Origin of the sequence: Ruegeria sp. HKCCA5839 (assembly GCF_013035585.1) — a bacterium.
Lineage (GTDB): Bacteria > Pseudomonadota > Alphaproteobacteria > Rhodobacterales > Rhodobacteraceae > Ruegeria.
The window spans coordinates 1-13,779 of record NZ_WQIE01000014.1; the positions used below are offsets into that span (position 1 = coordinate 1).

14 protein-coding genes are annotated in these 13,779 nt (G+C 59.4%); 4 read left to right on the forward strand and 10 right to left on the reverse strand.

The features are described from left to right. Positions 1-917: helix-turn-helix domain-containing protein (locus GOV38_RS20995; protein WP_171103744.1), on the forward strand; the 917-nt coding region annotated here is incomplete at its 5' end. A gap of 12 nt (positions 918-929) precedes the next feature. Here the strand turns inward: GOV38_RS20995 and GOV38_RS21000 are convergent. The 8 genes from GOV38_RS21000 to GOV38_RS21035 all read right to left on the reverse strand — a co-directional run bounded on the left by GOV38_RS21000 (position 930) and on the right by GOV38_RS21035 (position 9,069). Beyond that, positions 930-2,684, reverse strand: a complete 1,755-nt coding sequence (locus GOV38_RS21000) for a phospholipase D-like domain-containing protein (RefSeq protein WP_171210209.1) — start codon at positions 2,682-2,684, stop codon at positions 930-932. Between the two features lie 103 nt (positions 2,685-2,787). Beyond that, positions 2,788-3,432 carry a 3-oxo-tetronate 4-phosphate decarboxylase gene (gene otnC / locus GOV38_RS21005; protein WP_171210210.1) on the reverse strand — a complete coding sequence of 215 codons (645 nt, stop codon included), beginning with the start codon at positions 3,430-3,432 and terminating at the stop codon, positions 2,788-2,790. Next, positions 3,429-4,658 (reverse strand): 3-oxo-tetronate kinase, encoded by a 1,230-nt coding sequence (gene otnK / locus GOV38_RS21010; RefSeq protein WP_171210211.1) that lies wholly within the window; start codon positions 4,656-4,658, stop codon positions 3,429-3,431. The genes otnC and otnK overlap by 4 nt, the downstream gene beginning before the upstream one ends. Further along, the gene (locus GOV38_RS21015; protein ID WP_171210212.1) at positions 4,655-5,452 is read right to left on the reverse strand and encodes an N-acyl homoserine lactonase family protein; all 798 of its coding nucleotides are present in this window, start codon (positions 5,450-5,452) and stop codon (positions 4,655-4,657) included. The genes otnK and GOV38_RS21015 overlap by 4 nt, the downstream gene beginning before the upstream one ends. Then, positions 5,449-5,736 (reverse strand): putative quinol monooxygenase, encoded by a 288-nt coding sequence (locus GOV38_RS21020; protein WP_171210213.1) that lies wholly within the window; start codon positions 5,734-5,736, stop codon positions 5,449-5,451. Before GOV38_RS21020 ends, GOV38_RS21015 begins: the two co-directional genes overlap by 4 nt. Next, positions 5,736-7,247, reverse strand: a complete 1,512-nt coding sequence (locus GOV38_RS21025) for a tripartite tricarboxylate transporter permease (RefSeq protein WP_171210214.1) — start codon at positions 7,245-7,247, stop codon at positions 5,736-5,738. The genes GOV38_RS21020 and GOV38_RS21025 overlap by 1 nt, the downstream gene beginning before the upstream one ends. Before the next feature lie 2 nt (positions 7,248-7,249). Then, positions 7,250-8,065 carry a hypothetical protein gene (locus GOV38_RS21030; protein WP_217352114.1) on the reverse strand — a complete coding sequence of 272 codons (816 nt, stop codon included), beginning with the start codon at positions 8,063-8,065 and terminating at the stop codon, positions 7,250-7,252. Then, entirely contained in the window at positions 8,062-9,069 is a 1,008-nt protein-coding gene (locus tag GOV38_RS21035; protein WP_171210215.1) for a tripartite tricarboxylate transporter substrate binding protein, read from the reverse strand. The genes GOV38_RS21030 and GOV38_RS21035 overlap by 4 nt, the downstream gene beginning before the upstream one ends. A 133-nt stretch (positions 9,070-9,202) precedes the next feature. Between GOV38_RS21035 and GOV38_RS21040 the strand changes: the two genes are divergently transcribed. The 3 genes from GOV38_RS21040 to GOV38_RS21050 are packed head-to-tail and all read left to right on the forward strand — an operon-like array spanning position 9,203 to position 11,996. Continuing rightward, positions 9,203-10,294 carry an isocitrate/isopropylmalate dehydrogenase family protein gene (locus GOV38_RS21040; RefSeq protein ID WP_171210216.1) on the forward strand — a complete coding sequence of 364 codons (1,092 nt, stop codon included), beginning with the start codon at positions 9,203-9,205 and terminating at the stop codon, positions 10,292-10,294. Continuing rightward, entirely contained in the window at positions 10,291-11,322 is a 1,032-nt protein-coding gene (locus tag GOV38_RS21045; protein ID WP_171210217.1) for a Gfo/Idh/MocA family protein, read from the forward strand. Before GOV38_RS21040 ends, GOV38_RS21045 begins: the two co-directional genes overlap by 4 nt. Next, a complete protein-coding gene (locus GOV38_RS21050) occupies positions 11,319-11,996 on the forward strand; it encodes a GntR family transcriptional regulator (RefSeq protein WP_254430671.1) in 678 nt (225 codons plus the stop codon). The genes GOV38_RS21045 and GOV38_RS21050 overlap by 4 nt, the downstream gene beginning before the upstream one ends. Positions 11,997-12,035: 39 nt before the next feature. Here GOV38_RS21050 and GOV38_RS21055 read toward each other — a convergent pair whose 3' ends face one another. Next, a complete protein-coding gene (locus GOV38_RS21055) occupies positions 12,036-12,941 on the reverse strand; it encodes an ADP-ribosylglycohydrolase family protein (RefSeq protein ID WP_171210219.1) in 906 nt (301 codons plus the stop codon). 102 nt (positions 12,942-13,043) lie between these two features. Continuing rightward, the gene (locus GOV38_RS21060; RefSeq protein ID WP_171210220.1) at positions 13,044-13,751 is read right to left on the reverse strand and encodes a GntR family transcriptional regulator; all 708 of its coding nucleotides are present in this window, start codon (positions 13,749-13,751) and stop codon (positions 13,044-13,046) included. Positions 13,752-13,779: the final 28 nt, after the last annotated feature.

Sequence of the window (13,779 nt, forward strand, 5' to 3'; positions counted from 1 at the left end):
GCCTCGCGTACTGGCAAGACTCCGTTTGCAACAGCTATGTGCAGCTCGGGTGTGAGATCGAAAATCGTCACAACTTCCGAGGCTTGATCGAAGTTGCTCGGCACTCGGTTCTGTCGATTTCACGTGTGACGGGGTTGGCGCATCGGGTCGAACGCCGCAAACGCGATATCCGGTCTGCGACGGATGCCTATTTTCTTTTGAGCCTGCAAACAGCCGAATCGTCGACCGTGACGCAATTTGGAAAAACCGCACTTTTGCGCACCGGTGATATGGCGCTCTACAGCAGTACCGATCCATATTCGCTGCGCTTGACTGACGATTTCAGTCAGACGGTTGTCCAGCTTCCCAGCGCGAAACTGATCGAGCGCTTGCCCAATGCCGAACTGCTGACCGCGCGCCGGATCGACGGGCAAAGCGGTATTGGCAAGCTGGTGCGTGAGAATATTCTGGCTTTTTCTGAACATGTGAATACGCCCAACCCGACTGTGCAGGCGCTGTTACAAGACACGCTGATTGATCTGATCGCGACGGGTCTGGCGGCTGAGGGCGCGGATCGGTTGGAACTGTCCTCGCCCGAACAGCATGTACTGTTGCGCGCCAAATCCTTTGTGCGCGCAAATCTGCATGACCCCAAGCTTGACCGCCACCGCGTTGCGGCCGAGATCGGTATGTCGGTGCGGCGCTTGAACGAGATCTTCTCGAAACATGATGAATCGATCAGCGCTTTCATCCGTCGGATGCGGCTTGAGGCCGTGGCTGCCGATTTCAAAGACCCGCGATTTGCGCAGCAATCGATCAGTGAGATCGCTTTCCGCCAGGGCTTTTCGAACATGCAGAACTTTTCGACAACGTTCCGCACTCATTTCGGCGCGAGCCCCCGCGACTATCGGAAAATGTCGAGCCAGCCCACGACTTGAAAAGTTGCTGACCTAAGGCGCAACCCCAAAAAGTTCGCGCCGTTTCGAGCGATAGAAATCTGACTGGAAATGACCGCGCACCCAATCACCTGTTTCGTCCAGAAACCGGATCCTGGGATCACTATGGCCATCTCGCGCTTTGCGGTTGGCAACCTGCCGGAAATAAAAATGGTTCAGCAGCCGGAAAAACTCGGTCAGGTATACATCTGAGACACGGGTATTGCCCCGTATCAAAAGCATGTTCTCATCATTCGACGACAAGGATCCGGGTGAGAAATTGGCCGATCCGGTAAAGACCATGGGTTCATCGGTCAGAACGTCGATACCCATGTATTTGGTATGCACAAAGAACACATGGCCCGAGCTGCGGAAATGATGCTCGCGCCACATCCATTGTTCCAGTTTGAAGCCGGGAACCTTGCGCCAGTGCCCAAGACTGCCGGTAAACCCAAGCCCCTGGCCAAAGACGATGCGCGTGTCGCGGTCGCGTTCGATCATCTCTTGCGCGCCCGCACCCCGGCTGCGCTGTTCCATCAGGATATACCGCAGATAGTCGCGGTCATTGTCGAAATATTTCGCCAGCCGCGTGGTGACGCCAAAGGCCGACGTCAGAATGACGGTCTGGCGGGCCTGTTCGATCTTGCGGCCATACCAATCCAGCTCGCTTGAGCCTTTGCGCGGCGAAAAAAGCGGGGTGATTGAATTTTCGGGCAACTCTTCTTGCGGCGGCGGTGTGCGGGCCTCGGTGAAGGCACGCATTTCTTCGCGCTGTGCATCACGCGCGAGCAGGTCAAAATAGTCCGAATAGGCTTGGGCCACGCCTTCATCGCGCACGACATGGCCGGTGTTGCTTTGCCCGCAAAATCCGGATGCTGTGATATTGGTCGAGCCGGTCCAGACCTGCACCGGGTGGCCGTTTTCTTTCAACACCATGAATTTGTTATGGGTGATCGCAACAAAGTGGATGCGTTCCTTGAAATGCAGGTTCGCCTGCCCGGCAAAAGGTGCAATCGCTGCCCGGTTCATGACGCCGTATTTGGTTTCGGTCCGCCTGTTCTCACTGCGTTTGAAGAAATCGGCCTCGAAAGTTACCTCGACCCGTGCTCCCCTTGCGGCGGCGTCGGCAAGCGCTTGCAGGATCGGCGGATAGGTCAGTTCATAAAACCCGCAATGCAGGCTGAACCGGCTGTCTCGGGCCTGAGCGATGAAATTCAGCGCCCCTTCCAGCAGCCCGCGCGACAGCCATTGGGTGCGCTCGGAGTGCGGATCGTCCAGTTCGGCCTTCAGCGCGTCTTGGTCCAGCGTTTCGTCATTGGCAAATCTTTCGGCATAGGCCTGGCTGACAATTGCGCCGCGATTGAAAAAGATCGAATGTTCACCGATTTCCTCGGACTCGGTGCGCACGGTGATTTCAAGATCGGTTCCGGGTCGCAGCGTTGACAGATCACCGTTTACAGGACGGTACAGGGGCCGGATCACGTAAGAGTAGGCGCGGTCGGGTTCGGCCCAATAGTGGCCCCAGCGAAAATCCTGAACCGGGTGATCAGCCGTGTCAAACCGTTGTGCGCGGGCCGGATCGGGCACAACGGATTCAAAACATTTAAACCCTTTCAACCAGCGGATCCCGCCGGTTTCGGTGCGCAGGCCCACGCCAAACCCCAAGAAGCCGTCCAACACGTCTTCCTTTGCGTTCATATGCAGCATCACAACCCGTGTGCCGCTGATCGCTTGAACTGAAAAGCCGTCAGCCTTTGTGGAAACGCGCATAATGCCCTCCAACAGAATTTGGTTATCAAAATGGGCCGCGGCTGCGACCAGCTTTAGAATAGTAAAGGTCTTTGAATGTTTTCTGACGGGCAGCCTAGCACGATCACTTCGGTGCGCCAAACCGGGTAATTAGCGCCGAAATTTGCGCCTGGGTCAGGTGTTTGGGCGACATCGCCTGTGTCAGAACCGCCAGTTTCGCGGTCTCTTCCAGCTCTTCCATCGCGTTGGTGGCGGCCCATAGGTCGGGGCCTGCGACAACCGGGCCGTGATTGGCCAGCAGGACAGCGGTATATTTGCCCTTTAGCGCGCGCACGGCTTCACCCATTTCGGGATCACCAGGCAGGAAGAAGGGTAAGAGCTTTACCTTGCCCAACCGCATGATCGCATAAGGGGTGAGCGGCGGCAGCGCATCATCGGGATCGACCTGAGGCAGCATAGACAGCGCCACCGAATAGGTGGAGTGCAGATGCACCACGGCCCCGATGCCCGCCCGCGTGTCATAAAAGGCCGTGTGCAGGGGGATTTCCTTGGTGGGCGCGTCGCCCGAGATCAGCTTCAGATCCTGGCTCAGATGGCTGATCCGGGCGGGGTCAAGAAAACCCAGAGAGCTGCCCGTGGGCGTCATCACTATCGTCCCGTCCGAGGCGCGGGCCGAGATATTACCGGATGACCCCCCGGTCAGCCCGCGATCATAGAGCGATTTCGAGATCACGCAGATCTCTTCCCTCAGCTTGGCGATCTCGCTCATATCTGGCCTTCTAGAATGTCCAGAGCGTCTTTGAAAAACGTGGGCCCGCCGAAATTGCCGGATTTCAGTGCCAAAGCGATGGGATCTGACCCTTCGACGCGCAGGGCCGGGACGCCCGCTGCAAGACGAGGCCCGATGGTAAAGGCGGAAACGCCCAGCCCCTGAACCACCGCGCCCGAGGTTTCTCCGCCAGCGACCAAGAAACGTCTGACGCCGCGACGGGCCAGTTCGGCTGCCAGTTCGGCAAAAAGCGTTTCCAGCGCATGGGCCGCCCGGTCCTGACCAAACCGTGCTTGGGCGTCCCTTACGACCTGCGGGTCGGCTGAGGAATAGACCAGGGGCGGGGTCATTTGGGCGCAGACCCAATCGGCAATGGCATGGACGTTGGCCGTGCCGGAAATTGCGTCTTCGGCAGAGATTTCCATCGCTTCGGCGTGCGCCTGATAAAGCTTCACCTGTTCCCGGGTCGCCCGGCTGCATGAGCCGGACAGAACAACACCGGGGCCGGTGATCGGCGCCCATTCTGCCGTTTTCGGCTGCGCGCCGAAATTGGCGGGCAAACCAAGCGCGATGCCCGACCCACCGCAAAGCAACGGCGCGCCTTTGGCTGCGGCTCCGATCTGCACAAGGTCTGCATCGCGGATGGCGTCGACGATCACGAGTCCGTTGCCGGGCAGGGTGGCGCGGATCGCATCGGCGCCTGCGATGACGGTGGCTGCGGGCACATGTCCGATGGGGCGCGTGGATTGAGCCGCCAAAACCCGACGCAGGTCGGGGTCGGTCATCGGGGTCAGAGGATGATCCTCCATCCCGCATTCGTTCAGCAGCACATCCTGCACAAACAGATGCCCCTGATAGACCGAGCGGCCATTTTCCGGGAAGGCCGGGCAAACGATGGTGGCTTTGGCCCCGAGCCTGTCGGCCAAGGCATCCAGAACCGGGCCGATATTGCCCTTTGGCGTGCTGTCGAAAGTCGAGCAAACCTTGAAGACAATCTGCCGGGCCCCCTGTTGCAGCAGCCAGTCGCAGGCCGCAAGCGAGGCGCGCACGGCCTCGTCCACCGGTGCGGTGCGGGATTTCAAAGAGATCACCCCCGCCTCAAGCGCCGGATCGGCCGCGTCGCTGGGGGTGTCGATAAATTGCGCCACGCGCATCCCGGACTCGGATAGCGTCAGGGCGATGTCAGACGCGCCGGTAAAGTCGTCGGCGATGACCCCGATTTTCATAAAACGATCTCTTTCTGAGGGCCGACATCCAACCGGTAGATATGGGGCGCGATTTCCTGCGCAAAGAATTGGCGCACAAGGGGGTCATGCCCGGGGATGATCAACTCGCGGCGTGAGGCGAGGCGTTCAAGCGTGTCAAACCCGTCCAGCATGTCTTGCAGATCCACAACGATGGGAAAGGGCTGCTTGCGCCAGGCGTTTTCATAGAAATGCGCCGCGTCCGAGGCCAGCACCATCCACCCCGACTGCGTGCGTACCCGCACACATTGCAGGCCGCGACTGTGCCCTCCGATCTTGTGCAGGGTCACGCCATCCGCCACTTCGGCGTCGCCATCGTGAAAGATGACCTGCCCGGAATAAAGCCTTTGGATCACTTCACAGACATGATGGGCCGAAAACGGGTGACGCAGCGCCTCGTGACACATGCAGGGGCCAGTTGCGAAGGCCATCTCGGCCGTTTGCAGGTGCAGCTTGGCATTGGGAAACAGGTGCAGCCCGCCCGCGTGGTCGTAATGCAGATGGGTGACAATGACCTGATCCACCGCCTCGGCCTGAAGGCCAAGTGGGGCCAGAGCGGCCCTCGGATCCATCGCGATAGGGCGCGCGCGGGCCGAGGCCTCGTTTGAATCATAGCCGGTGTCGACCAGAATGACCTGATCGCCATTTTGAATAACCCACATGAAGTAATCCATCGCATGAGGGGCGTCGTGGTTGTCATCAAAGATAAAACTGTCGCCGCGCACGCGCGCGTTGCGGTCGGCATATTTCACCGCATGTATCTGCCAGTTCCTCACCGGATCACCTCATCAAACAGGGCCACTGTCTTCTCTTCAATCATATCGGCGACCTTGCTGTCGAAACTTTTGAAATGCGCCGATGCAAGATGGGCATCAAAGGCGGCCCGGTCTTCGTAGATTTCATACAGAAACACCTGATTTGGATCCTCGCCGCGACAGATGTCAAACTGGTGGCATCCCGGTTCCTGCTGGAGCGAAGTTTGGGCGTTTTCGACCATCAAGGGCAAAAACGTCTCAAGGTGATCTGGGGCCACGCGGAATGTGACGGTGACGGCATACATCAGGCGGGGGTCCTTTTCATACGTGCCAAAAGGCGTTTTCCAAGCGGCAACTGGCTGAGCACCAGCGCTAAGTTCAGCATCAGCAAAATGGCGGCGCCGGGGCGCGAGACAAAGACCGCCAGATCTCCGTCCGACAGCAACAGCGACCGGCGCAGGGTTTCATCAAAAAGCCCACCCAGGATAACGCCAATGACCAGCGGTGCGATGGGATATTTCATCAGGTTCATGAAATAGGCCACAAATCCAACCGCCAGCATCAGGTAAAGGTCGTTGATCCCACCACCGACCGAGAAGGATCCGATGGTGGTCAGCACCATCACAACCGGCAGGAACACGGTTTGCGGGATGCGTAGAATGCGGATGAAGATCTTGGCGGTAAAGAGCCCCATGATGAACATGGTAAAACTGGCCAGAACCATGATGGCGACCACCCGCAGGATGATTTCGGGGTCGATGGTGGGGCCGGGGATCACATTGTTGATCTTGAACGCGCCCATCAACGCCGCCGCCGGGGGTGACCCGGGGATGCCAAGCACCAACAGCGGGATCAGCGCGCCGCCGATGCAGGCATTGTTGGCAGTCTCAGACGACAGCAACCCCTCCATGCTGCCCTTGCCGAACGTGTCGCCTTCTTTCGAGACGGTCTTGCCGACGCCATAAGAGACCCAACCCGCCACGTCCTCACCCACGCCGGGCAGGGCGCCGACTCCGGTTCCGATCACGCCCGAGCGGCCAATGGTCGGCAGGTATTTCCGCACCACGCCCAGTTTCGGCACGACCCGCCCCTTGAGCGCGACTATGGTGCCGGTGGCGGTGTGGCGCAGGCCTTCGATGATTTGCGGCACCGCAAAGGCACCCATCAGCACCGGAACAACCTGAAATCCGCTCAGCATATAGGACCACCCGAAGGTATAGCGTGGCTCGGACAGGATCGGATCGAGTCCGACCATGGCCATGGCCAATCCGAACAGACCGGCGATCCAGCCTTTGATCACCATATCCTCGCTCATCAATGTGCCGGACAGAAGGATGCCGAACAGCGCCAGCAGGGCCTTTTCCGGTGAAGCGATGTTTTTCGAGATCAGCAGCAGCACCCACACGAAGATAAGCAGGGCAAGCGTGCCGATAACCGTGCCAATGAAGCTGGCGGTTGTGGTCAGGCCAAGTGCCTCACCCCCGCGCCCAGCCTTGGCCAGCGGATAGCCATCCATAGCGGTGGCCGCGCTGGCCGCCGTACCGGGGATGTTGAGAAGGATTGAGGGGTAAGAGCCCCCATAAATCGCCCCGACATAAGCGCCCAGAAGGGCGATCAGGGAATAGTCCAGCGGGATCTTGTTGCCGAAAAAGCCCGTCAGGATGGTCACGGCCAAAGTGGCTGTCAGACCGGGCAGGGCGCCAAAGGCAATGCCAAGAAACACCGATGTAATCAGATAGGCATAGGTCAACGGGTCGACGACAAGCGCAACAAAAGCGCCGCCAAAGCCCGAAAGTTGGTTCAGGACGAACTCCATAGTCAAGTTCTCCAAAGCGGACGGAGCGTCACGTAGTAATGGTATTCGATCTGTTTGAAGATCAGCCCGCCGCGTGCGGGCACGTTCTGACGAAAGCCAAAGGCCATGGCACAGACAAGGATGAAGGGGGCAAGAACAGCGATCGCTGGCACGACGCGTAACACAGGTGTTTGCTTGGCTTGCGACAGAACGATCAGTGTCAGCAGTGCCCAAAGCGCCAGCGTGACCCAATCATCGACATGGCTGTTCCATTCGGCTTGCGGACCATAAGCCAAAAGCGCGAACGCGCCTGCTGCGGTCACGAAAACGGTCGACAGGATCATGCGTTGCGGATGCCCGCCCTGATAGCCAAAGATCAGCGCCGTAATCAAAAGACCCGAACACAGGATGAAATCCACGCGCGGCACCAGCCCCGCGATATAGGCCAGCAGCATGAGGGCGATTGTGCCAAAGCGCAGGGCCTCGGACGGGTTCCAGCCAATGCCAGCCCGCGTCAGCGCATGCGCAGCCCCACCGCTGCGGATCGAGATGGCAAGCAGTACAAAAGACAGCACCAAAAGTCCGCTGAAAATGCCCAGCGGTACGATGGCCGCTGAATTGTACCAATCCGCCCCGCTGACCCCTGCGCGGTTCGATCCGAACAAAGGGATGTCAGAGGTTTTCCACAGGAAGAACAGCGAAACCGCAATCAGCACGAGTGCGGTCCAGAAATCCCGCGCGCGCAGGATCAGAGTGTCTTCGGCGGCCATGACCTCGGCATGGTCAGAAGGGGCGCTTGCACGCCCCCTCTGATCCTTCGGTTCAACAGAACGCGTCACGGTTTGCTGATGCCCAACGAGGCCGGATCAACCGTGGCGGCACCCAGATCCTGCAATGTATAGGCAAAGGTGCTTTCCAGCTTGGAAAACAGCTCTTGCGCCTCGGGGCCATACTGCCCGCCCACATCGTAGTTGTTGGCTGCCGCCCATTCTGCAACTGTGTCCGAAGCAATGGCCTGCTCGAACGCAGAACCAAGGGCAGCTTTTACGCTGTCATCGGCAGAGCTATGAACCGCAAAGCCAATCGCCTGTTTCAGCGGCAGGTATTTGTCGAGCCCGTCATACATGTCAAAGGCCGACGGGATGGTCTGACCCGCGAAGTCCACGCTTTCTGGTGTCAGCATCGCCAGCGGCTTCAATTGACCGCCTTCGATCAGGGGCGCCTGTTCTGCCAGCGAGGTCACGACCAGGGCAACTTCACCTGCTATTGCCGCTTCCTGTCCGGGGGCGGATCCTTTGTAGGGAATGAACTTGAACTCGGCCCCCGATCCGTTCTGGATCGCCAGCAGGTTCAGATGGTGGATCGACCCGGCCCCGGATGCGGCTGCGGGGATGCTGCCTGGGTCAGCCTTGGCCGCGTCGACCAATTCTTGCAGCGAGTTATAGGGGCTGTTGGCCGGTACCGAGATCAAGTCAGGCGAACCACCAACGATGAAGGGATACCAGAAATCGAACTTCTGATCCCAGCCGCCTTGCACAGCAGCGGTTACGTTCGATTCGGACAAGCCCACCAGCGTGTAGCCGTCATCGGGCTGGTTCTGCACATAGACCATGCCGTTGGATCCGGCGACACCACCTGTCTGGTTGATCACGTTGATCGACACGGGCAGGTGTTTCTCCATCTCGGCCATGATCATGCGGTTAATCGTGTCGGTACCACCCCCGGCACCCCAGACAACGGCGGTTGTGATATCGCGGTACGGGTAGTCCTGTGCCGAAACAGCCGTGCCAACCCCCACGGCCAGAGCGGCAGCGACCGCCAGTTTACCAAGTCTCGTTTTCATTTTGCTGTTCCTCCCAGCTGATGTGCTCTCGTTATTGCATTTATTTGCGTATGCATTAAAAGATGCGTTGTCAACTTTCGGATTAAAACTTCCGAGGGTATAAGCGGAGCTGACATAGAAAAGGCAGGCGGAAATGATTCAGACATTCGAGATCGCGGTTTTTGAAGGAGACGGGATTGGCCCTGAAATTACAGAGCCCTGCGTCGATATCCTTCGGCGTATGGCCGACGCGTCGCCCGACTATGAGTTAAGCTTCACCGAGGCTGCCGCAGGGGCTGCGCATTACGCCAAGACCGGCGAATCCTTCCCCGAATCATCCATGGCAACCGCGCGCCGGGCAGATGCGATTTTGCTGTCGGCGATGGGATTGCCGGACGTTCGCTATCCGGACGGGACCGAAATTTCGCCCCAAATCGACCTGCGCAAAGCCTTGAACCTGTTTGCGGGCGTGCGCCCGGTCACGGTGAAAGCAGGACAGAAAACGCCGTTGAACCTGCCTGCCGGAACCGAGATTGATTTTGTCCTGATCCGCGAAAGCACCGAGGGGCTGTTCTTTACTCAGGGTTCGGGAGAGGTCAGTCAGGACGAGGCCCGCGAAACCCTGCGCATCACACGCGAAGTGTCCGAGAACCTGTTCCGCTTTGCCTTTGATCTGGCCAAGACCCGCAAAGCCGCAGGCCGGGGTCCGGGTCGTGTGACCTGCGTTGACAAGGCCAACGTATTCCGTGCTTTTGCGTTCTTTCGTGAACTCTTTGACGCCGAGGCGAAAAATCACCCCGACCTGATCGCCGATCACGCCTATGTGGACGCGACCGCACTCTGGATGGTGCAAAAGCCGTGGAGCTTTGATGTGATGGTCACCGAAAACATGTTTGGCGACATCCTGTCGGATCTGGGTGCGGGCCTGATGGGGGGGCTTGGTCTGGCCCCTTCGGCGGATATCGGGCTGGAACACGCGGTGTTTCAACCCTGCCACGGATCGGCCCCTGATATCGCAGGGCAGGGCGTTGCAAACCCGTTTGCGATGATCCTGTCTGCGGCCATGATGCTGGAGTGGCTGGGACATAAACACGACAACAGTGCAATGGTAAAAGATGGCACCCGGCTGCGCGATGCGGTCGAGGATGTAGTGGCGCGTGGCGAAACCCTGACAGCGGATCTTGGCGGTGAGGCCGGCACGGATCAGGCTGCTGCTGCGGTGCTCGACGCGCTCTTTGTCACATGAGCCCGAGCGCTCGGCTGCGCGTGGCCGGTGTGGGGGCGGGCTATTTCAGTCAGTTCCACTATGGCAGCTGGCGCCGCATCCCCGAGGTCGAGCTTGTGGCCTGCTGCGACCAGGATCTGAGCAAGGCGCAGGCATGGGGCGTGCCCGCGTTTGACAGATTGCCCGACATGCTGGCCACCGTGCAGCCCGATCTGCTGGACATCATTTTGCCGCCCGAAGGTCATCGCGTGGCGCTGGCTCAGGCTCTTGAGGCCGGGGTGCGCGCAATCATCTGCCAAAAGCCCTTTGGCGTTGATCTGGATGAGGCCCGCGCGATGGCGCAGGACGCCGCCGAGGCCGGGGCGACTCTGGTCATCCATGAAAACTTTCGCTTCCAACCCTGGTATCGTGCGATCAAGGCAGCGCTGGATGCCGGGCGGGTCGGCACGTTGCAACAGGCTACGTTTCGGATGCGTCCAGGCGACGGGCAGGGGCCCAATGCCTATCTGGACCGCCAGCCCTATTTCCAGCAGATGGAGCGGTTTCTGGTGCATGAAACCGCTGTGCATTGGGTCGACACCTTCCGTTTTCTGATGGGCGACCCGACTGCGGTTTATGCCGACCTGCAGCGCCTGAACCCGGTGATCGCGGGCGAAGACTCTGCCGTGATTCTGTTCGATCATCCCCGGCAGGTGCGCGCGCTGTTTGACGGTAACCGTCATCTCGACCACGCTTCGGACAACCTACGGCGCACGATGGGCGAGGCCCTGTTCGAAGGCACCGAAGGGTCGATTTCGCTGCGCGGTGACGGGTCGGTCTGGCTGCGTGCGTTTGGATCTTTGGATGCCGTGGAAATTCTGGGATCAAATTCCTGGGAGGGATTTGGCGGGGATTGTGTCCATGCCTTGCAAAACCACGTTGTTTCTGGACTATTGCACCAGACACCAATTGAAAACCAAGCGCTGGATTATTTGACCGTGATCGCGATTGAACAGGCGATTTACACGTCGGCGGCAACTGGTCGAAAATGCAAAGTGGAGACACCTTGAAGGCCACTCAGAATTCTTCCCCGTCCAATGCGCAGCGCGCCGTGCATGCTTTGCGAAACATGATCTTTTCAGGCGAGCTTTCGGCAGGGTCGGATCATCTGGAAAGCGAATTGGCGGAACGGTTGGGCATGTCGCGCACTCCGATACGCGAAGCGGCATTGACGTTGGAAAGTCAGGGCCTGTTGGAATTGCGACCGCGCAAGGGCGTGCGCATTCTGCCCGTCTCGGCCGACGACATGCGCGAGATTTACGATGTTCTGACCGAGCTTGAAAGCCTGGCGGCCGAACGCGCGGCGCAGATGGGATATGGTCAGAAAGACCTGCGCGATCTGGGTCAGGCCATCGTCGATATGGACGAGGCCATCGCCAAACAAGACCTTGAAGCCTGGGCCGCTGCAGATGAACGGTTCCATCGTGAGCTGGTGCGGCTGGGGGGCAACAGCCGGGTCAAAGCCATTGTCGCGATGATGAGCGATCAGGTGCGCCGGGCCAGAACCACCACCTTGTTCATCCGGCCTCTGCCGACGAAATCGAACGAGGATCACCGGGCAGTGTTTCAGGCCATTCGCGACGGAGATGCCGAGCTGGCGCGGCAGCGCCACCACAAACACCGCCAGCAAGCGCGCGATATCCTTGTGGGCTTGCTGGAAAAGCACAAGCTTTCGGGTCTTTGACCCTACCAACTGGCGCTGTTGGCTTTTTTGTGTTCCGCGTCAAAGCGCCAGCTGGTCCATCAGATCCGTCACGTCTGACAAACTGTTCAACCGCGCCTCCCAAGCCTGTGGCACGCCATAGACGGCACCCGCCACGGCCCCAAGCAGCATGGCGCGGCCACAGCTATCGCCTCCGGCCAGAATGTTGGCACGGATGGCGTCCTGGTAAGAGTTTGTTGTCGACAGGTTATGCAAGATACTCGGCAACCCGTTTTCCAGATCACAGGCCATGCCGAATTCTGCCGTCACATCCTGCGTGCTACGATCTGTGGCCGCGCAGGCCAGTTCCAGTCGCGGCAGGATCGCCGGGTCGGCAGCGGAAAGGCCTGCGGCTACCACCTCGTTGATGGAATGCCCCTCACGCGCCGAGACCAGCATTGCCGTGGCAACCGCGCCATACGCCTCCGCAAGATCAGAGCGGTTGGTGGTGCGGATGGCTTGATGCGCGTGATCTTCCAACCCGGCGGCCACCAGAGCCGGCAGTTTGGCGATGGCCGACATTTGCACATCTTCGGCCCCTTTGGGCGTGTCCGCCTCACCGGCTGCAAGGGCGTTCAGGGTTTCGCGCGTGGCGTGGTCGATATAGCCGCTATAGGTTCCGCCATAGCCGAAATGGGCCCGAAACTCGGCATTATACGCCGCCTGGTCATAGCGGCCGCCCGAGGCCGCCAAAGCGCGCAACAGCACCATGGCTTGTTCCCCATATTGGGTCAGGTCGCCTTGTTGTTTCAGAGGGTGGGCGAAATACGACGGGACCCCTTCGAAGTCCTGCGCGGTGGTGGCGCGGAATTCGGGTTCACCCTGCGCCAATTGCGCGATCCGTGGCTGATCATAAAGCCAATGCAACCCCAATGAGGCCGCGTCGGCAACCAGAGCGCCGACAACAAGATTGCGTTTCGTGTTCATGACCCTCGCCTTTTTCCTTGCACCCGGTGACATCCCTATGCTGCCAGTGTGCCGTTACGCGAGACGGCAAGTAAAGCCACCATTTGTGACCGCCATCGGGGCTCAAAGGGAATCCAGACTGACGGAATAAGTCACGTCGTCGGTGACAAACCGACTGGTGCGCAATTCGACAACACGGCCCAGCAAATCCTTGCCTTCGCGTTTGCCAATCAGAACTGGGGTGCCGGTGCGCAAACCCAAAGCTTTGGCGGTGGCCTTGTCCGCAAGGCCCGCGCTCAGATCGTCTTTGGCGGAAATGACAATGCAGGAATAGGCCTGTTGAAACAGCACATAAAGCGTGTTGGGCAGGGGCGCGCGTTCCAAAAGCCCCGGGAACAGATCAGTGGACACCACACAGGTTTCCAGACACAGGGGCTTGTCGTTGAAATTCCGCACCCGGTCGATCTGAAACACCTCTTGCGGGGCGCCAAACAGGCTGTGGCGCTCGGCCGGGGTGGCGGCGCGGCGCGATACAGTTTCCGAGCCCAGCGTCGGCGCGACCTGATTGCCTGCCCCGTCACGCATGCGAAAAAAGTGAAACAGCGAGTTTTCGGGGGTGCGCAGCGCCACGAATGTGCCACGCCCCTGACGGCGTTTGACGATTCCCTTTGCCTCCAGCTCACTCAGCGCCTTGCGTGCGGTGCCCTGGCTGACACCCAGCTCGGCCGCGATATCAAACTCGCTTGGCAGCATCGTGCCGGGCGGATACCGGCCATCAGCGACCCGCGCGATTATCTCATTGTAAACAGACTGATAGAGCGGTGTTGTCATCGGTTTTCCTCGGTCTGTCTTCCTATCA